At 45.8% G+C, this 19,308-nt stretch carries 15 protein-coding genes; 13 read left to right on the top strand and 2 right to left on the bottom strand.

Annotation, left to right across the window (positions count from 1 at the left end; translation table 11 throughout):
- The first annotated feature begins 53 nt into the window (after window positions 1-53).
- Entirely contained in the window at window positions 54-644 is a 591-nt protein-coding gene (locus CIK98_RS01230) for a hypothetical protein (protein ID WP_094382477.1), read from the top strand.
- Here CIK98_RS01230 and CIK98_RS01225 read toward each other — a convergent pair whose 3' ends face one another.
- Together CIK98_RS01225 and CIK98_RS01220 are read right to left on the bottom strand one after the other, a co-directional pair.
- Window positions 645-1,475: a protein kinase gene (locus tag CIK98_RS01225; RefSeq protein ID WP_094382476.1), complete on the bottom strand. Its 831-nt coding sequence runs from the start codon at window positions 1,473-1,475 to the stop codon at window positions 645-647.
- Between the two features lie 445 nt (window positions 1,476-1,920).
- Window positions 1,921-2,442 carry a WG repeat-containing protein gene (locus tag CIK98_RS01220; protein WP_094382475.1) on the bottom strand — a complete coding sequence of 174 codons (522 nt, stop codon included), beginning with the start codon at window positions 2,440-2,442 and terminating at the stop codon, window positions 1,921-1,923.
- Window positions 2,443-3,092: 650 nt separating this feature from the next.
- Here CIK98_RS01220 and CIK98_RS01215 point away from each other — a divergent pair.
- The 12 genes from CIK98_RS01215 to CIK98_RS17515 all read left to right on the top strand — a co-directional run.
- Complete coding sequence (locus CIK98_RS01215; RefSeq protein ID WP_094382474.1) at window positions 3,093-3,671, top strand: hypothetical protein; 579 nt, start codon at window positions 3,093-3,095, stop codon at window positions 3,669-3,671.
- 40 nt (window positions 3,672-3,711) lie between these two features.
- Window positions 3,712-4,230: an RNA polymerase sigma factor gene (locus tag CIK98_RS01210; protein WP_094382473.1), complete on the top strand. Its 519-nt coding sequence runs from the start codon at window positions 3,712-3,714 to the stop codon at window positions 4,228-4,230.
- 52 nt (window positions 4,231-4,282) lie between these two features.
- On the top strand, window positions 4,283-5,329 hold the full coding sequence (locus CIK98_RS01205; protein WP_094382472.1) for a FecR family protein: 1,047 nt from the start codon (window positions 4,283-4,285) through the stop codon (window positions 5,327-5,329).
- 126 nt (window positions 5,330-5,455) lie between these two features.
- On the top strand, window positions 5,456-8,785 hold the full coding sequence (locus tag CIK98_RS01200) for a SusC/RagA family TonB-linked outer membrane protein (protein WP_094382471.1): 3,330 nt from the start codon (window positions 5,456-5,458) through the stop codon (window positions 8,783-8,785).
- A gap of 47 nt (window positions 8,786-8,832) precedes the next feature.
- Window positions 8,833-10,308 carry a RagB/SusD family nutrient uptake outer membrane protein gene (locus tag CIK98_RS01195; protein WP_172409770.1) on the top strand — a complete coding sequence of 492 codons (1,476 nt, stop codon included), beginning with the start codon at window positions 8,833-8,835 and terminating at the stop codon, window positions 10,306-10,308.
- A 41-nt stretch (window positions 10,309-10,349) separates the two neighbouring features.
- On the top strand, window positions 10,350-11,123 hold the full coding sequence (locus CIK98_RS01190) for a DUF4843 domain-containing protein (protein WP_172409769.1): 774 nt from the start codon (window positions 10,350-10,352) through the stop codon (window positions 11,121-11,123).
- A gap of 51 nt (window positions 11,124-11,174) precedes the next feature.
- The gene (locus CIK98_RS01185) at window positions 11,175-12,701 is read left to right on the top strand and encodes a PKD-like family lipoprotein (protein WP_094382468.1); all 1,527 of its coding nucleotides are present in this window, start codon (window positions 11,175-11,177) and stop codon (window positions 12,699-12,701) included.
- Between the two features lie 184 nt (window positions 12,702-12,885).
- Window positions 12,886-13,335: a hypothetical protein gene (locus CIK98_RS01180; RefSeq protein WP_094382467.1), complete on the top strand. Its 450-nt coding sequence runs from the start codon at window positions 12,886-12,888 to the stop codon at window positions 13,333-13,335.
- An 8-nt stretch (window positions 13,336-13,343) separates the two neighbouring features.
- Entirely contained in the window at window positions 13,344-16,088 is a 2,745-nt protein-coding gene (locus CIK98_RS01175; protein WP_094382466.1) for an outer membrane beta-barrel protein, read from the top strand.
- A gap of 36 nt (window positions 16,089-16,124) precedes the next feature.
- A complete protein-coding gene (locus tag CIK98_RS01170; protein ID WP_094382465.1) occupies window positions 16,125-17,237 on the top strand; it encodes a thioredoxin family protein in 1,113 nt (370 codons plus the stop codon).
- A gap of 11 nt (window positions 17,238-17,248) precedes the next feature.
- A complete protein-coding gene (locus CIK98_RS01165) occupies window positions 17,249-18,340 on the top strand; it encodes a thioredoxin family protein (RefSeq protein WP_094382464.1) in 1,092 nt (363 codons plus the stop codon).
- 441 nt (window positions 18,341-18,781) lie between these two features.
- Window positions 18,782-19,308 (top strand): tyrosine-type recombinase/integrase (locus CIK98_RS17515; RefSeq protein ID WP_172409768.1); only part of this gene is annotated, 527 nt, incomplete at its 3' end.

The raw sequence follows: 19,308 nt of genomic DNA, 5'->3' as shown, positions 1-19,308 counted from the left end.
TTTGCAAGCGAAACTACTATTTGGAGTATTAAAACGACAAAGAGAAAGAATATATGACATCCGAGAGAACAGAGGAACTTTACCGTAGCCTACGAAGCCAGATCGAGAAATATATAGGCAAGGAGATAAAGATGCGCCGGCATTTCGACATGTTGGCCGAAACGGTTTTTATACAGACGAGACAGATGCTCTCGCCAACTACCTTGCGCCGTTTCTGGGGCTATCAAGAGGCAGATGTGTCGGTATCGAGGCATACACTCGACGTATTATGCATGCTCTTGGGCTATAGTGATTGGGATCAATATGAAAAGTCAGTCTCCCAACTTCCTGAAGACATGAAAATAAACGTTAGTAACTTTCTCCTCGATGTAAAGACAGTGAATTCAGATGCTTTGGAATGTGGACAAGAGGTTATTGTAACATGGATGCCTAACCGACGCGTTGTTGTTGTTCATGAAGGTGCGGATGTTTTTCGTGTTATAAACAATGAAAACAGTAAGCTTCGAAAAGGTGATACGTTCCACTGCCAAAAGTTGGTTGAGGGCCAACCTTTATTCTGCTCAGACCTATTGCGCGAAGGTCATGCTCCTATGAGTTATGTGGGAGGACAGAATGGCGGCATTAGGTTTATCTTAAAAAAATAATTAACTTTTAGTGCTTTTATATTTATTCTTCTGTAATAATTTATAAGAAACTGGAATCATCAATGCCATTACCGACAAGGTCGCTATCATTGATATCAGAAATACTCTTTTTTTATTATTTGTTTTAATAGCACGCATAACATCGTCTGTGGACAAGAAGCGTTCTGATGGATTATCCTTGCAACACTTCTCTGCTATATGTCTATAATTATTGGGCAATCCTATCACTGAGTCTATGAACTGTAAAATACGACCTACAGCATAGATGTCAGTCGTAACATTCAGTTTTTCTCCTCCCCCCTCTATCATCTGCTCAGGTGCGGAAAAGCCCTTTGTTCCACCAAGAGACAATACATAAGAATCTGAATAAGAAAAGCCTAGGTCGATAATTTTCAAATAGTTTCCTATGCGGGTAACCATCAAGTTGGTTGGTTTTAGATCGAGGTGGAGTATCTGTCGCTTGTGCAGATATTGCAATCCTTCAAGCAATTGCATGACCAATCTCTGCAAGTTTTCTTCTTTACGAAGATATCCTGGATTGAGTTTTACAAACTTGTCAAGCGTCATCCCATCAATAAACTCTTCAACGATGCAATTATCTTCCATACGAAGGTAATTCACAATATATGGACAATCGAGCCTGCTGCCCACTTCAAATTCCTTTCGTAAGGAATCTTGATAGCGGCTATCACTGGCACAACAGCTTTTCAACTTTTTTACAAACACCTTCCGGCCATTCTCCCATCTACAAGAGCCAATACTAGTATGACCTTCATAGACGGTATCATGCATAGATGAGGGTTGGCTATTTTGTAATAGTGAGTTTTGCATTATTATTCATTATTTATTAACGTTTCGATAGTTATTTATATAGTGTTTCAGGCATTTTATGTAAGACAAATCCGTCAATAACGGAACTATCCACAATTTCTTCGGCAAAATTAGGAATATTTTTCTAAAGCAAAATGATTCAAATTGATTCAAGTATAACATAAATGTTAAATATCACGAATATTTTGCGTTTTCTCTTGTTAAATAGTATCTATTCAACAGGTTTCTCGCTAACTTTCTTCGCCATAATGCCATTGCCCAATCACTGCTTAGGGCACTATATAAATATAGACATTAATAACAAAAATTTCAATGAAAAGGTATTAAAATAATGTTTTTTAACATCTTTCTATTGTTGCAAAGTGAGCTACCCAGAAAAGACGAACAAAAGCCATCCCAACCCCATTGAGGTCAGGATGGCTTTTTGATGAAGGTGATGATACTATTACCAAAGTTTGTCGTCATATATAAATGGTGCCACTTCACGACCAGTCTTGTCTATATAGACTCGTTTACCATTCTTTACAACTAAAGCCAGACCTTCTTGGAAATCCCAAGCATCAGCATACTTGCAAGGAATAACTTCACGACCAGTCTTGTCTATGTAGCCTCGTTTGCCATTCTTCTCAACTATTGCCAGACCTTCGTGGAAATCAAAAGCATCATCATACTTGCAAGGAATAACTTCACGGCCAGTTTTGTCGATATAGCCTCGTTTGTCATTCTTCTCAACCATAGCCAGACCTTCGCTGAAATCACAGGCATCATCATACTTGCACGGAACAATCTCACGACCAGTCTTGTCGATATAGCCGCATTTACGAGACTTTTCAACTATAGCCAAACCTTCGTGGAAATTAGAGGCAAGATCATACTTGCAAAGGATAACTAAACGGCCAGTCTTGTCTATATAGCCATACTTACCTTTACTGGATACTTTGTATAAACTGATTTCATTTGATTTCATCGATTCAAAACAATCTATTACGGTCTCTCCAAGACCATTTTGCAATATAATTAACACTCATACCACCATATTATAATTTAGCTCCACACTCCATGCAGAATCCGTCTTCCGGAATTGCGTTTTTAATTGAATTTTGCTGCAAAAATACATGATTTTTCTGAAATACGCAAATTTTTAGCTTTAAAAGCATTGTTTTTTCAAATATATAGAAATGGGGCATAGGGTCAGGTACATTGGTTCACTCTTTCGGGTCGATGAACTTGTCCCTGTGATTCACTCCCTGTGATTCACAGAGCGGGAAATGAAAATAAGTAAAAATTATAGACAAAATCATTTATTTACCACTACTGGACAAGATAGAGGGAAATAGTGGAGGAAGACGGGGTTTATTACTGGATTCATATCAGACAAGGAAGGAAAAACACCCTTGTTTCAACACAAAAACTGTGAAAAAACGCCCTCAAAACCCTACCATAAGTAGGCTCTGCCTCCACTCTGCCTCCGTTGTGACTCTATACCAAAGTCGGTGTAAGTCTACTTAAAACGCCAAAATAGCATATCTTTGTGAAAATAATTTGGGAAAAACGTGAATAAGAGGAAAAAAATTAATAACTTTGCAGCGGATTTTTCTGAAGTAACAAATAAAATAAATGGAATATCGAGACGAAGACATACAACGACTAAAAGAAAAAGTGGAAATTGTGGCGGGAAAAAGTATTAAAACACCACGAGACTTCAACTTTTTGTCGAAACAAGTGGAGGGTTTTACCGGTGAATCGCTATCGGCAAGCACCCTTAAGAGAGTATGGGGATATGTGGACACGGAAAGCAAACAGAGCAAGTATACCTTAGACACATTGGCACAAATGGTGGGATATGCCAGTTGGGACAATTTCGTGAAAGGGGGTATGAATGATTCTAACGTGAGCTTTCGTATCATTCACCGTAAGCTGATGAGTGATGCTCTCGTATTTGGAGACTTGGTGAAGCTGGTATGGAAACCTGACAGAGTGGTCACCGTGGAATATCAGGGACAATCGACTTTCAGGGTAGTGGAGTCTGTGAACAGCAAGCTTTCAAAAAACGATACATTCCAATGTAGTCAGTTTGTGGACAAACAAGAGCTCTACCTTAACAACCTTTACCATCCGGGAATGCCTGTGACTGACTATGTCTGCGGACAGCGAGGCGGCATAATCTGGAACTTGGTAAGCAATGACAAAAAATAGCAGTGAATATTGTACTTTTCTGCGAAATTAAGCAAAACAAATGTTTAGAGAGAGAGCTAACAGGATAAAATTCGAAAAAATTTATGGCGACCACTATAGCCGCCTCTATTATTTTGCGCTCTCATTATTGGCAGACGAAGACGACTGCCGCGACATCATCGACGACATATTCCTCAACGTTTGGAAAAACATTGACACAATCGACACCAATAGCGTTGGAACATATCTCATGTCTGCGGTACACAACCGCGCCATCGACCACATGCGACGCGACAAACTCCACAGACAATACAGCGAAGAATATATCCGACATGCCACGGAATTCTACTCCGACTACTCAGTAGAACTGGAAAAAGACCGACTTGTAGAACAAATGCTCAACAGCCTAAAACCACCCAAGGACGAAATATTACGCATGTGCTACATTGAAAAGAAAAAATATGCTGAAGTGGCGCAAATGATGAATATAAGCCCCAATACTGTTAAAAAACATATCTCAGGAGCACTGAAAATGTTAAGAGAAGTTTTTAACGCTCAAAAACATACCCAAATGGAATGAACTAACGTATAACTATTGAAATACTACCGATAATTTTTTATACACATAATATATGGAAGGGACTGACAACGATAGATATGATTTAACTTCATCCGACCAGATGGAAGGTTTAGAACACGAAGAAGTGCTCCTTACCGACTATTTCAACCGCCGGAATTATTCAAAACCTGACGTGGAGGCACAACTCGCTGCCTTCAAGGCAAAACACGGCTTGGAACATAACACCGAAAGCCGCGGCATCATCGTGGCATTGCTAACCGCAGCAGCGGCAGTGGTGCTGTTGTTTGTCGTGGGCAACCGCCGTGCAACTGAGATGTCCGACCACCATACTGCACATATCACTGCCTATGAGGCCATGGACAACATCCCAAGCAAAATACTCATCGACACCAATGGCAAGACTACAACCGTAAACGACCACAATCTGATAGATTACTCTAAACCCGTAGCCAACAACACCGTAGTATATCACACCGTAAAGACTCCTGCACAGACCACAGCCGAAGTGGAACTGCCCGACGGCACAACCGTGATGCTCAACGCATGCTCACAACTGCGCTTCCCAAGCACCTTCACAGGAGGTGAGCGAAAGGTGGAAGTGAAGGGCGAGGCCTATTTCAAGGTAAGCCACAATGCGCTCATGCCTTTCATAGTGGAAGCCAACGGCATGACAACCAAGGTGACTGGTACTGAATTCAACGTGAAGGCTAACAAGTTCAACTCCCCTGCCGTCACGCTCGTCGAGGGAAGCGTAGAGGTAAGACCTGCCAGCAGTGGCATTACACCCACAAAACTCAAACCCGGACAGCATGCTGTACTAAACAACGAGACGCTCACAGTAACTGATGTAGACACCTATATGTATACCGCATGGACTGAAGACAAATTCTATTTCGACAACTCCACACTGCTCGACATAGCCAAGGAACTCGGACAATGGTATAACGTCAGCGTGGTGTTCGACAACCCCGCAAAAGCAAAAACCCGCCTGTTTCTCACTGCCGACCGCAGCGACGACATTGGCGACCTGATAGAGTCGCTGAATATGATGAAAAAGGCGAAATTGAGCTTCGAAAACAATCAAATTATTATCAAATAAAGCATTTTTTCGTCATTTATTACAAAAAAGACACATTTTTCTTTCTTTTACCATACCCGATTCCTTTGTTGCTTCGTAGAACTATAAAGGAATTCTTTATAAAATTTTATTAAACATAACAAACGTATGACAAAAGAAAGATGCAGGCGGACAGCCATAATCTTGGTAGGTCTGCTGCTGATAACTTCAATGGTATCAGCACAAACGGGCAAACGGTTCAGCGTCACGTTCAAAAACGAAAAGCTTGCCACAGCCCTGAAGACAATCAGTAAAAAATCAGGTGTCAACGTTACATTCGCCTACGAAGACGTGGAGAAATACAACGTGACGAAGGCATTGAAAAACGTTGATGCCAACGAGGCTGTGAAAACCGTACTCGACGGAAAGCCTCTGACATTCAATGTCCATAACGGACGAATCACTGTGTTCAGAGCCGAACTCGCCAAAATGGCTGAAAACATGTATCATGCCGAGGGTGTGGTGGTTGACACCGATGGACAACCGCTTCCAGGCGTGTCGGTAAAATCTGGCGACGGACAGACCATCTGCCTTACCGACGTAGACGGAAAGTTCCGTATCATGATTTCAAAAGGACAGTCGGCACAACTCATGTTCTCCTACATTGGTATGGAATCGCAGACTGTGACACTCAGCAGCAAAAACTCCGGAAAAATCATGCGCATCGTAATGCAGGAAGAGTCTGGTAAACTCGGCGAAGTGGTGGTGACCGGTATCTTCCGAAAGGCAAAGGACAGCTATACGGGAGCGCTTACTACCATCGACAGTGAGCAGTTGCAGACCTTCAAGGGCTCAAACTTGCTTCAAACTCTGAAAAACATCGACGCTTCAATCAATTTTCCTGTCAACAACCTCGCAGGAAGCAACCCCAACGTTCTGCCTAACATGAATATCCGCGGTTCGTCGTCGCTGCCTATGAGCGTGGAGGAATTCAATAGCAACGCACAACAGACTGTTAATACACCTCTTATTATATTGGACGGATTTGAAATCTCACTCACTAAGCTCATGGACTACAACGACGAGCAGATTGAGAGCATCAACATCCTGAAAGACGCTGCAGCCACTGCCATCTATGGTTCACGTGGTGCCAACGGTGTAATCGTGGTAGTGACTAAAACCCCGAAAGAGGGAAAACTACGCGTGACTGCTAAGGCTGGTATCGACCTTCAGGTGCCCGACCTCAGCTCTTACGACTTGCTCAACGCTGCCGAGAAACTGCAACTTGAAAAACAAGTGGGACTCTACACTGATGAATATGAACCTATAAACCAGTGGAAATACAACAACCTATACAGTAGACGACTGAAAGCTGTGCTCGACGGAACAGACATCGACTGGATACACAAGCCGGTGCGAACGGGTGTAGGCCAGCGCTACAACATCCAACTCGACGGTGGTGCCAACGAGTTCCGATGGGCCACTTCGCTCGGATATAACGACATAGAGGGTGCCATGAAGGGCAGTAGCCGAAAGACAGTGAACGGCGACATCACCCTCATGTACTCAGTGAAGAACCTTATCTTCCGCAACTATACCAGTTTTACGTCCAACAAGTCGAAGGAAAGCGAATATGGCTCTTTCCAAGACTATGTAGACCAGCAGCCGTACAACAACCCCTATGATGAAAACGGCAATGTCGTAAAAACCTTCTCCAACTTCTTTGGAACCGACGAGGTGGGTAATCCGCTGTATGACGCGACGCTCAACACCTTCAACAAGAACGAATACATCAACTTCCTCGACAACTTCTCCGTAGAGTGGATGATAATCGACGGACTGCGCTTCCGCGGCAAAATAGGCTATCAGACTACACGTTCCACAAGCGACCTGTTTCTGCCTGCAGAACATTCCACATTCGCAAGCAGCTCATACAACACCACCGAAGGCCTCCTTCGCAAGGGACGATACACTTACGGCACTGGCCGCACCGACCTCTTCAGCGCCAACGCTACATTGAGCTACAACAAGACCTTTGCGAAGAAACACCAGATTTATGCCGGTCTTGACTGGTCGCTCTCGGAAGAGAACTATACAAACTATACCTTTGTGGCAGAAGGCTTTACTAACGAGGACATGAGCTTCCTGGGCAATGCCACACAGTATGAGCACGCTTCTGCACCTACTGGAAGTAAGGACGTAACACGTCTCGTGGGTGTTACAGGCAACGTAAACTACACCTACGACAACCGCTACTACGTCGACCTCAGCTACCGTATCGACGGAAGCTCGAAGTTCGGTAGCAACGATCGCTTCGCACCTTTCTGGAGCGTGGGACTTGGCTGGAACATGCACAACGAGAAATGGCTAAAGGCCATAGAGCCCATCAACACTCTGCGCCTTCGCGGTTCTTACGGTATCACCGGTTCGCAGGATATCACCACGGAAAGTATCAACACCTCTTACAATTATGCATCAGGAAGCAGATACCTCGGATGGACTTCGGCTTCGATGATGGGACTCGGAAACCCAGACCTCACATGGCAGAAGACTAATGAACTGAACATCGGTATCGAGTTCGGCCTCTTCAACAACCGCATCACCGGTGAGTTCGACTATTATACAAAGAAGACTACTGACCTCCTCTCTGCCATGGACCTTCCTCTCTCTGTAGGTTTCGCCTCTTATGTGGCAAACATTGGAGAGATGAGCAACCACGGTTTCGAGGCAAGCGTCAACGCATATATCATACGCGACTATAAGCGCAAGTTCAACTGGATGGTGGGAGCACAAATAGTTTACGACAAAAACAAGATAACCCGCCTTTCCGACGCTATCAAGGCCCAGAACGATAAATATCTCGAACAGAACGTGGAAGTATCAAACCTCTTCTACGAGGGCTATCCGCTCAACTCCATCTATGCAGTGCAGAGCCTTGGCATCGACCCCAGCACAGGTAAGGAAATATTCCTTGACCGCGAAGGAAACGTGACAAGCACATGGAATGCCGCCGACAAGGTGTTCCTCGGCAGCAGCCAGCCACTTTATCGCGGAAACTTCCGCACTATGGTGATGTGGAACAATTTCACACTCAACGTATCGTTCGGATACCATTGGGGCGGAAAGATGTATAACTCTACACTTCGCGACAGGGTGGAAGTATCATCAGGACGCATAGCCAAAACCAACGTCGACAAACGAGTGCTCAGCGACAGATGGATGAACCCGGGCGACAACACCTTCTTCCGCGGATTCACATACAACGACACAAGGGCAACATCACGCTACGTGTTTGACGACCGCGTGCTCACACTACAGTCGGTAAGCCTGCAGTATCGCTGGAACAACGACTGGCTACAAAGAAACAGCGGACTGGAGTCGATACTCTTCGCCATGAACATCAACGACCTCTTCTACTGGTCGTCGGTAAAATACGAGCGAGGCACCAACTATCCATACGCACGTAACATTCAAGGAAGCGTGACATTCACATTCTAAGAAAGTTAACTATACGCTACATCATTAACATATAAAGCAAAATGGCAATGAACAAGATTAGATCATATATATTCATCGGACTGTCGATGCTCTCACTCTCTTCATGCAACGAGTGGCTCGACGTAAAACCAGAGACAGAGGTCAGGGAAGACGACCTGTTCTCGTCATACAAAGGCTATAAGGAGGCCTTGGCAGGATGCTACTCAGCCATGACAAGCAGAGACCTCTATGGCGAAAAGCTCACCATTTCTGACGTGGAATGCCTTGCAAACCTGTGGAACCAGCCTTCAAAGTCGTATACCCCAGCACTCTACGACCTCCACATACACGACTATGAGGACGAGTATGCAAGAAACGACATAAAGACCATCTACGGAGGTTTATACAACGTCATTGTACAGGCCAACGGCATTATCAACCACATCACTGCCAACCCCGCTTCAATACCTGCGGAAAATCAGCGGAACATTATTGAGGGCGAGGCAAGGGCTGTCAGGGCTTTCTGCCATTTCGACGTGCTCAGACTTTTCGGACAGATGCCACAAAATGCGACAAAGACTGTCGAACTACCCTACTCTGAGAGCAACGACATCAATACGCAGCCGCCATACTACAGCTTTGAGCAGTTTGCTGCCAAGGTGCTCGCCGACCTCGACATTGCAGAGGAAAAACTGAAGACGAGCGACCCTGTGATGGAATTCTCTTATGACGAACTGGCAGGGGCCGACTCCAAATTGGCCGACCAACTGCCCGACGATGACTTCCTGCTTAACCGCCGCTACCGTTTCAACTACTGGGCTGTGCGTGCGCTGAAGGCAAGAGTGTATCTCTACATTGGCGACAAGGCAAAGGCATACAACGAGGCTATGGCAGTAATCAACGCACAAATCAAGGGAAAGAGCGTGGTGAGCCTATCAAGCAAGTCTGATTACGAAAATAAAAAATATTCCACACCAAGCGAGTGTCTGATGCAACTCTACAACGTTGACCTCCTCGACTACAGCATCGACCTTATTGGAGGCGATCCCGAAAGAAACGTCAATACCGACAAACATCTCTATCTCACCAGCAGCAACTTCGAGAAGAAACTCTTCGCCGGAGCCAACACCACAAGCGACGTGAGATACCTTAATCTTTGGGAGCGCACCACAAAGTCGTCGACAGGCTCGAAATACCCGACGATAAAGAAGTATTTCAAGGTTACGACAATGCCGCTGCTGAGACTGTCGGAGATGTATCTCATAGCCATGGAGACAACAACCAACCTGGCTGAGGCCAACAGCCTCTACAAGACCTTTATGGCAGCACGCAACGTGAACATCACTACCGACATTGAGTCAGAGGTGGATCTTCTCGACAAAGTGATAAACGAGTATCGACTCGACTTCTATGCCGAAGGACAGATGTTCTACTGCTACAAGCGACTTGCCGTCAAGTCGATGCTATTCTCTTATGAGAATATGGGTGAGGAACAGTATATCATACCTCTGCCAAGCTCGGAGTTCAACCCCGCAGGAAAATAGCATAAATGATAGCACCATCATATATAAAAAACTATACGACAATGAAAAAATACATATATTCCATAATGGCAGCAGTAGCATTGTTCTGTACATCGTGCGAGCAAGACCTGCCTGTATATAATGACCCGACTGCCCGTCTTAACTTCTATAATGAGTCAACGGGCGACACGCTTACGAGCTATTGTTTCGTCTACCACAACGAAGTGCCGCAGGACACCATCTGGATGCGTGTCACTACAATGGGATTCCTGGCAGACCACGACAGGCAGTTTGAACTGCAACAGGTGATGACTGGCGACAACGATGCCGAGCCCGGAAAGCACTATGTGGCTTTTGACAATGCCGACCTGCAAAAGTACTATGTAATAAAGGCCGACTCCGTGGGTGCATACTTCCCGGTAGTGGTGTTACGCCACGACTCCGAGTCCGACAAAATCTACAACCTCAAGTTCACTATCAAGGACAACGACGAGTTTAAGGTGGGATACCACGACTACCTCTACAAGTATGTGACCATAACCGACATGCTCGTCAAGCCTGCCAACTGGGGAGGGTTGATGAACTGGATGTTCGGACAATACGGAACTGAGAAACACAAGTTTATGATGAAGGTAAGCGGCGAGCTGTGGGACGAAGAGTACATAAGCAAAAACAATTTCGACAAATCATCTATAGCCGACCAAAACTACATGTTCTACCTCTCCAGTTTATTCCAAAGCGAGCTCGACAAAGAGAACGCTGAACGCGAGGCAAGAGGCGAAGGTCCGCTCTGTGAGGCCAACGGCGATGTCGTCTACTTCCAGATAGGCGTATAATTTCGTTATTTTTCCAACAGATAACAGTAATCATAAAAAGAATTGAATCGTATGAAAAAGACAATATATTCTATTGCGCTGGCTATGGCTGCACTCGTGGCCATGCAATCTTGTACCGACGACGAGTCAACCTATGGCATCGACCATACCAGTATCGTCATCAACGGCATAGACAGCAAATACGACGTGATATCATTTGCCGGCAAACACCTGCAAATCAATCCTACCGTCAACTCCACATTCCCAGAAAGCGACCTCGAATACCGCTGGTATATGTATAACCCCAACAAGGGCAACATGGCTGGAAAGGACACGGCTGAAGTGGTTTCCACAGACCGCAATCTCGACATGGAAGTGAAACTTCTCGACGGTAAATACTCGTTCTACTACGAGGTGGCCTCAAAAAGCACAGGCTACAGCCAGAGAAGCGACATCTTCGAGGTGACATCGGCTTCCATTCTCTCAAAAGGATTCTATGTGCTGAAGGAAAACTCTGAGGGAAACACAGACGTCGACCTCTACAGCACTTCTGAAAACACTCTATACGCCGACTTGCTCGCCACACGCTCTACCGGAGCATTGAAAGGAAAGCCGAGGGCACTGGACATCATTCCATATCTATGCTATGTCAACCCTGACGACGGAGAAAACGCAGGCGGAACTTGTCTTAGCATCACCACTGAGAGCGACAAGGTGAAATGGTACAGAATTCTTGATATGACTCCCATCAAGGACGAGACCAACTGCACCTACGACAACAAGACCGACCGCAAGCCATACCGCACCGTCTATGGCGACTGGTCTATATACTACTTCGCAGGCGACGGAGTGTACAGTACATACAACTACTCCATCATGCCAAGCATCGGTGCCTTCGGAACATTCGGCGACACCGGCTCAAGCATTCACATAGCCACGGCTCCATCCACTACGCACAGCATGGTATACTGGAACGAGACAACAAAAATGTTCTCTTTCGTCGACTACAACGGTTCCTACTACCCAACCACCGACGAAAACTATATGCCGCTCGGTTCCTACAACCTTGAATGCATCAAGGCATTGGCAAGCTATGCTGGAGGAGAGACCTGCTGCTTCCTGATGAAAGACCCAGCCACCGGCAACCGACAACTCTACTTCTTCTCGGTGGGATATGGTGGAGCTATCCTTACGGAAGTGAGAGACATTGACCCTGCCTTGCACGCAGCTAATGCCAACCTGATTGCAGTCAACGGACAGCAGGCCACCATTATGTACTGCATCGACAACAACCGCCTCTATGCCTACGACCTCGGAGGAGTCAACCCAGAACGTGAACTGCCATTGCAAGGCATTCCTGCCAACGAGCAAATCACCTACATCGCCAACCGCTGGTTCAACGCAGGCGACACATGGGACTATCTCTTCATAGGCACCCAGTCGGGCGATACCTACAAGGTCTATATGTATGAGATGGTGGGTGGAGAGCCTGTAGGCCAGCCCGTTAAAACCATTTCGGGCAAGGGCAAGCTCCGCAAGGTAGACTATGCCGACCCTGAAATCACCTATCCCGACATCACTCCTCTCCTCGACGATTAAGAAGGTTGATTTAAGAGGGTAGAGATATGATTGAAGGCTGAAACAACCCTTATAGGGGGTGCGGAGTCTCTCCGCACCCCAGCCTCTCCTCCCTCCAATAGCAAAGTTTAACAGAATATATAGAAGAATATTAGCAATAAAAATGTAATTTTGCAACAATAATTAATCACTAAAAAGATAAAGTATGAACAAAAGAATTATCTTTTCAATAATTCTTGCAGCCTTTACCTGCATGATGCAGGCTGCTGACAAGTATTGGAATGTTGAAGTGAAACTGCACAGGCCGAAGAACGATACTTCGAAAGTTTTTATATATAGTATGCTACAGAGTTCCTCAGATACTATAAAAGCTGTATCAATAAAAGGAGATAAATACACATTTCATCTTCCAAAGGAAAACCAATTCATAATCACATCTTCTGACAAATATGAAACACAGGTGATACATATTATACCAATGGGTGATTATGAGGACAAATTTATGGACATCTATCTTAAAGACGGCGGAAAGAAAACTATTTTCGACAAACAAAAGGAGTTTGAATACATAAAGGATAAGAAAAAAGAAGCGATAAGCTCCATAGGAGGAAACAATAGCAATGAAGTAAACGTTGTGGTCGTAAAGAAACAATAAAACCAACGATGAAGCAAGTTCTGACATTGACAATTATTCTTTTGCTGTCGCTGACAAAGGCGACAGCAAAAGATTATAAACTTACGGTGAACGTACTCGGACCAAAGGGAGTGAAGGTGGAGAACGTGAAGGTGGCAGTGTATTTCGGCAATACGGCATTGCTGCCCGACACCATCATAGGCAACAAGGCGCTATTCTCAAACTACCTCTACTCTGGAGTATACAACATCGAAGCCACGGCAAAAAACTTTGAGACCGTATACGACACCATAATGATGAGCAATGACAGAATATACCAAAAGACCATAAGACTTGAACGAAGGGAATACACACTACCCGCACTGAAAGTGAAAGGAAAGGTGAGGGCAGTGGTGTATAAGGGAGACACCATACAATTCAACCCAGAGGCGGTGAACAAGCTGCAGGGAGACATGGCAAGGGAAATTCTGATGCAGATGCCTGGTGTGGAGATAAACGGAAACTCAATATCCATCTATGGAAACAAGGTGGAAAACACATACGTGGACGGTAAGAAGATATTCGGTGACCAACCCACCACGGCTCTCGACCACGTGGAGGCAGACAACGTGGTGAGAATACAGGCTTTTGAGGACAAAAAAGAAAAGGAAGACGAACCGCAAAAACGTCGTGGAGCATGGGCCCTGAACATCATCACAGCCAATAAAATGGTGAACTCTATGGACGCTAAAGTGCTGGCGGCTGGCGGAAAGACATTAGGAGACAAAATACCGGGACAGCATAACACAAGATATGCTGCCGGGGGGGTCATGAACTTCTTCTCGGAAGAACTGCACTACTCGGCTAAACTCATGCACAACAACGAAAACGTGGCTTCGACAAGCGACCTGAGGTTTCTACAAATAGAAGACGTTAACCCGTCGTACAGCAAAAACTCTTGCGCCGGAGTCGGATTCGACCGCAACTGGAACAAAAGGAAAAAAGGTCTGAAGAAAATAAACATCGGATACCAGTGGACAAGAAAGGAAACCGACGCGCTTACGCAAAGCGACACGGAATACTCTCCGTTTGACAACATGAAATGGAGAACAAACAACCAGACAAACAAAACCATCGGCACCGACAGCCGACACACCTTCAGTACATCGGCATCGTTTGCCCTCGGAGCGAAAGCGCATATTAACACATCGGTGTCACAGCAGTTTGCCGACAACAATAACACATCGGCACAACACATAACCGACAACAGCAACCTGGCAAGCGTAAGGGGCACGACTGTGAACACATCTAACGCCACAGGTGACAATACTAATGCGGCAATATCCTTATTCCAAACCATCGGCAAACTGAAATACTCCCTTTCGGCAAACTTTACAAGAGGCAACGACGACAAAAGCCGACAACACGCCGACAGCACATCCACACAGGGCACGACAATGACAGTTAACGAACTGGTGGATATAAACGGATTCGACCGCAACCACAATATAGCACTGGCGGCATCGGTGGGTTACAGCGACTTCAAAAAGTTACAAAAATGCTTCCTCAGCTACAAGTACAACAACAGCCGACAGCACCTCAGCCAAACGGCATGGAACACGCTAACGGGCGAGGCAGATAATGTGAACACATACCACTATGTGGCACTTACCCAGACACACAACCCTGCGCTACAGATAGAAACGCCCATTGGCAGACCATTCCTCTCTGCCACGCTCGGCATGAGACACACCATAGTGGACGACGACAACCGCCTTGCCACTGAAAAGAGTTCATACAGGTTTAACATGCCCGACATAAGCCTGAACATGTCCTGGTCGCCGAAAAGCAGTCCGATGACGTCGTTTTCCATTGCCTACAACATAAGTGGCACCACGCCCGACATCATACAGCTGCGCTATCAGCTCGACGACACCAACCCCTACTGGCTCACCATCGGCAACCCGATGCTGCGCCCACAGACCACACACTCGATAACGACCCTGAACAACATTTCGCTCAACAGCCATGGAGGAATGGTTATGGTGAACGCCACTGCCGAATGGTATCGCAACAGCATAGTGAGCAAGGAAACATACTACACTGCCGACACCTATCTGCCCGACATCGACTATAAGGCACGTCAAGGCAGCACGATAAGCAGTTTCGAAAACGTAAACGACGGCAACCGACAGAACCTGTTCGCCAATATCATAATGCCATTATCGGCACTACGCTCATCAGCGTCGATGGTACTAACCGCTTCCCGTTCCTCATTCCCGTTCTACTACAACGACCAGTTGGACAAGTCGATCACTACGGCCTTTGGCGGCAACATCGTATTGGGAACAAGCCTGATACCACGCACACGAGTGAACCTTACCACGGTATTTAACACCTCGCACACAAGCAACCAGAAAAGCGACGTGACAAACCGCATCAACACGCTCAATGTGATAGCACGGGCAGAAACAGACATTACAAGGCACTTGTTTCTGAAGGCGAAATACCAGTACACCATGCAGCACAATCGTATGTCGGAATCCACAGAGGAGGAAAACATACTGAACATCTACTTCGGCGTGAGATTCCTTAAGGAGAAGAGAGCCGAACTGAGCGTCACGGCCTACGACCTTCTCAACTCGTTCAACAGCCGTATGGTATACACCGAACAGAACTTCACCCGCACCAGTATGCAAACTAACTACGGCCGCTTCGTGAGTCTCAACTTCACATACACCTTCCGTAAATACAAGTCGCGCAACTCGTGGAGCGGAGGAAACATCGACTGGTAGAGTATAATATAAATTAACTCAATAATAACAATAACTATGAAAAAGTTTTTTTCTATTGCCATCATGCTGATGGCAGTTGTGGCGGCTGGCGCACAGACCGACTTCCGTCACATCAGTCTTGACGAAGCGGCAAAGGCTGCCAAGGCTGAAGGTAAACTCATCTTCATCGATGTCTACACTTCCTGGTGCGGACCATGCAAGATGATGGCAAACCAGACATTCCCACAGAAACTTGTGGGCGACTACATGAACAAGACATTCGTTTGCGTGAAGTTCGACGCTGAAAAAGGTGAGGGGCTCGATGTGGCAAAGCTATTCGACGTGAAGGCATATCCCACATTCATCGTTGCCACTGCAGACAAGAAAGAACTCAATCGCGTACTTGGCTATTATGAAGGGCCAAAATTTGTAGAAAAACTGCAACAATGTGTCGACCCAGAAAATTCTCCAGCCATTCTCCGCAAACGCTATGCTGACGGAGAACGCACGCCGAAAGTCATAAAGGGACTCGCTTTCATCATCGACGACGACATGCGTACAATGTATCAGAGCCCAGAGCGAGACTCGCTGAAAAACTTTCGCGACACCATGATTGACAGCTACTTCTCCTCACTCTCCGACGAAAAGCGACTTGCCGCCGAAAACTCTTTCATCTTTGAGTATTACGCCAAAAACATCGACAGCCGACAGTTCGGATTTATGGTTGAAAACCGCTCTAAATTCCTTCCAGAATTCAAACACAAGGCTGACAGCGTAATAGGCCTTGTTTATAACAACAACGTCAAGATGTACCTAAGTGGCGAGAAGAAATATGACGCCGCCTCATTCAACGCACAAAAAACCGCCATAGCCGACGGTGGATACAATACAGACAAAAAGTACGACACGGCCTACGCCCTCGTAGAAGAGTATGCCAAGGGCGACCTTGACAAGTATCTTGCCTTCTGTAAGAAAAACTATAAGCGTCTGCCCGACGACCAGTTAACGTCGTTCTTAGAGAACTTCTCCGACAAATATGCCGAAGCAACCGAAAGTCAGCGCAATGCAGCATCACGTTTCCTGCGCTCCATACTCCCGGAACTTCCCATCCGCCCCATCTACATTTGTGCAGGTGAAATATCAAAACTCGAAAAAATAGATAAACATTAATAACTCAACAAATGAAAAAAACATTATCAATTATTGCCATGATGTTGCTCTCAATGAGCGTCATGGCACAGACAAACTTCCGCCACATCTCCTTCGCCGACGCGCTGAAGGCAGCTAAGGCTGAGAAAAAACTCGTGTTCGTAGATTTCTACACCTCTTGGTGCGGACCATGCAAAATGATGGCACGCGACATCTTCCCGCAAAAGAAAGTGGGCGACTTTATGAACGAGCGCTTCGTTTGCGTAAAATACGATGCTGAGAAGGAAGAGCTCGAACTCGTGAAGAAATCACAAGTCAAGGCCTACCCCACTTTCGTCATCTTTGATGCCGACGGCAACGAGATAAACAGAAAAGAAGGCGGTTCGTCGGCTGATGCCTTTATAGCAGACATGGACCGTTTGAGCGATGTCAACCTCACGCCAGAGAAAATCAAGTCACGATATGAGAATGGTGAAAGAACGCCACGCCTCATAAAGGCTTACATGGCCATGCTCAATGCAGACATGTACAACTCACGCAGAGACCGCGAGGCAAAGAAACAGAAGCGCGACGCTGTGGTGAACGATTATTTCAACTCTCTCTCTGACAAGGACAAACTGTCAAGCGACAATTTTTTCCTCTATTCCGATTGCTGCGAGGAAACAGCAGACTTGAAAATACAGTATCTGTTTGCGAATAAGGATAAAGTGAATTCTTCAGACAAGGCTGAGGCTGATTCTATCCTGAAGAGAATTTACACTGGTGAGTTGCTCGCCGATGTGTCGTTCTCCAAACCATTCGACAAGTCAGCCTACACCACCTTCCGCCAACAGTTTTTGACCTTCGATTTTGCCAAGGATCCGGAATATGAAGGTATGATAGATGTTCTCGATGCATACGCCACCGGAAACCTCAACAATTATCTTGAAGCCGTAAAGAAGAATGCCGGAGAAAAGTGCGGCAATAACAGTTTATACGTTTATTATGGTTTGAGCGATGCACTGAAGGATGCAGACAAGGCAACGAAACAAGCTGCCTCTACCCTCATACGCTCACGACTTGCCACCATGCCCGCAACCGATATTATGTATATTGGGCAAGTGCTTGGCGTACTTGAGAAATAGAACCTCTGAAAGGAGTACATTTTTCGAAAACATAGGGACAGGTATTATCGGTCTGAAAGAGTGAACCAATGTACCTGGCCCTATAACCCTCTTATTTTTCCGCAAATATACAAACTATTTTCCATTCCTCCAAACATTTCTCAGATTATTTACAATTATGTGGCTTCTCTCAACACCATCCAATAACCCCAAGTGTCAAATGTCACATGGATTTCGGGAGGATTTTATTATCTGTAAAGAATGTGCTGAAATGTATCAATATCAATAACATCCAGTTGTACTAATTTTTCACTGCGGTGAAAAAAGCTAAAGTCCTGCGGCTTATAACCTTCCACTACAATATTTCACACTTTTTTTACGTTTCTCTAAAAGGTGAAGGGAGATGACGGGTCTTTTTTCCCTTAACCACCCCGTCATTAATCCCCTCCACCACAAATTACCATGCCCAATACGACATTGGACAAGGCGATCGCGGCTGTACCTAAATTCAGGGACCGCATTTCGCTTTTTACTAAGAAACTGCGTCTGGCACAGTATGCAGACGGCAGTATCTATGACTATCGCCTGAAAATTGCTCAGGCAGTGTTGTTTTTCAAAAAGTTGCCGGATGAGTTCACACAGACGGACATCGACTACTATCTGTCGACACTCCTGGACAAAAACCGTTGCAGCCTGTCCTTCTTCAAGCACATGATTTTCGGACTGCAGGCCTACTACAAGGTGATGGGGCTTAAGCAACCTGGAGGACTCGTACTCCCTCCAGTGCGCAAGCCGAAGAGGCTGCCGCGAGTGCTCTCCCAAGAGCAGATTGCCCGCCTTCTCCGCAACTGCTCCCTGTACGACAAAACCCTGCTTGCCATCATCTACGACTGCGCCCTCAGGGTCGGCGAGGCATGCCGCCTCAGATGGGACGACATCTGCTTTGACCGCAAGAAGCTGTTCGTCTTCCAAGGCAAGGGGCGTAAAGA

The sequence above is a fragment of the Prevotella sp. P2-180 genome, from assembly GCF_002251435.1.
Taxonomy (GTDB): domain Bacteria; phylum Bacteroidota; class Bacteroidia; order Bacteroidales; family Bacteroidaceae; genus Prevotella.
This window is presented reverse-complemented; position numbering and strand designations above follow the sequence as displayed.

Bases quoted from the DNA above. Each gene is read 5' to 3' on its own strand.
- CIK98_RS01225 (WP_094382476.1), bottom strand. From the start codon at position 1,475: ATGCAAAACTCACTATTACAAAATAGCCAACCCTCATCTATGCATGAT.
- CIK98_RS01215 (WP_094382474.1), top strand. From the start codon at position 3,093: ATGGAATATCGAGACGAAGACATACAACGACTAAAAGAAAAAGTGGAA.
- CIK98_RS01165 (WP_094382464.1), top strand. From the start codon at position 17,249: ATGAAAAAAACATTATCAATTATTGCCATGATGTTGCTCTCAATGAGC.
- CIK98_RS01190 (WP_172409769.1), top strand. From the start codon at position 10,350: ATGAAAAAATACATATATTCCATAATGGCAGCAGTAGCATTGTTCTGT.
- CIK98_RS01200 (WP_094382471.1), top strand. From the start codon at position 5,456: ATGACAAAAGAAAGATGCAGGCGGACAGCCATAATCTTGGTAGGTCTG.
- CIK98_RS01230 (WP_094382477.1), top strand. From the start codon at position 54: ATGACATCCGAGAGAACAGAGGAACTTTACCGTAGCCTACGAAGCCAG.
- CIK98_RS01205 (WP_094382472.1), top strand. From the start codon at position 4,283: ATGGAAGGGACTGACAACGATAGATATGATTTAACTTCATCCGACCAG.
- CIK98_RS01195 (WP_172409770.1), top strand. From the start codon at position 8,833: ATGAACAAGATTAGATCATATATATTCATCGGACTGTCGATGCTCTCA.
- CIK98_RS01210 (WP_094382473.1), top strand. From the start codon at position 3,712: ATGTTTAGAGAGAGAGCTAACAGGATAAAATTCGAAAAAATTTATGGC.
- CIK98_RS01185 (WP_094382468.1), top strand. From the start codon at position 11,175: ATGAAAAAGACAATATATTCTATTGCGCTGGCTATGGCTGCACTCGTG.
- CIK98_RS01180 (WP_094382467.1), top strand. From the start codon at position 12,886: ATGAACAAAAGAATTATCTTTTCAATAATTCTTGCAGCCTTTACCTGC.
- CIK98_RS01220 (WP_094382475.1), bottom strand. From the start codon at position 2,442: ATGAAATCAAATGAAATCAGTTTATACAAAGTATCCAGTAAAGGTAAG.
- CIK98_RS01175 (WP_094382466.1), top strand. From the start codon at position 13,344: ATGAAGCAAGTTCTGACATTGACAATTATTCTTTTGCTGTCGCTGACA.
- CIK98_RS01170 (WP_094382465.1), top strand. From the start codon at position 16,125: ATGAAAAAGTTTTTTTCTATTGCCATCATGCTGATGGCAGTTGTGGCG.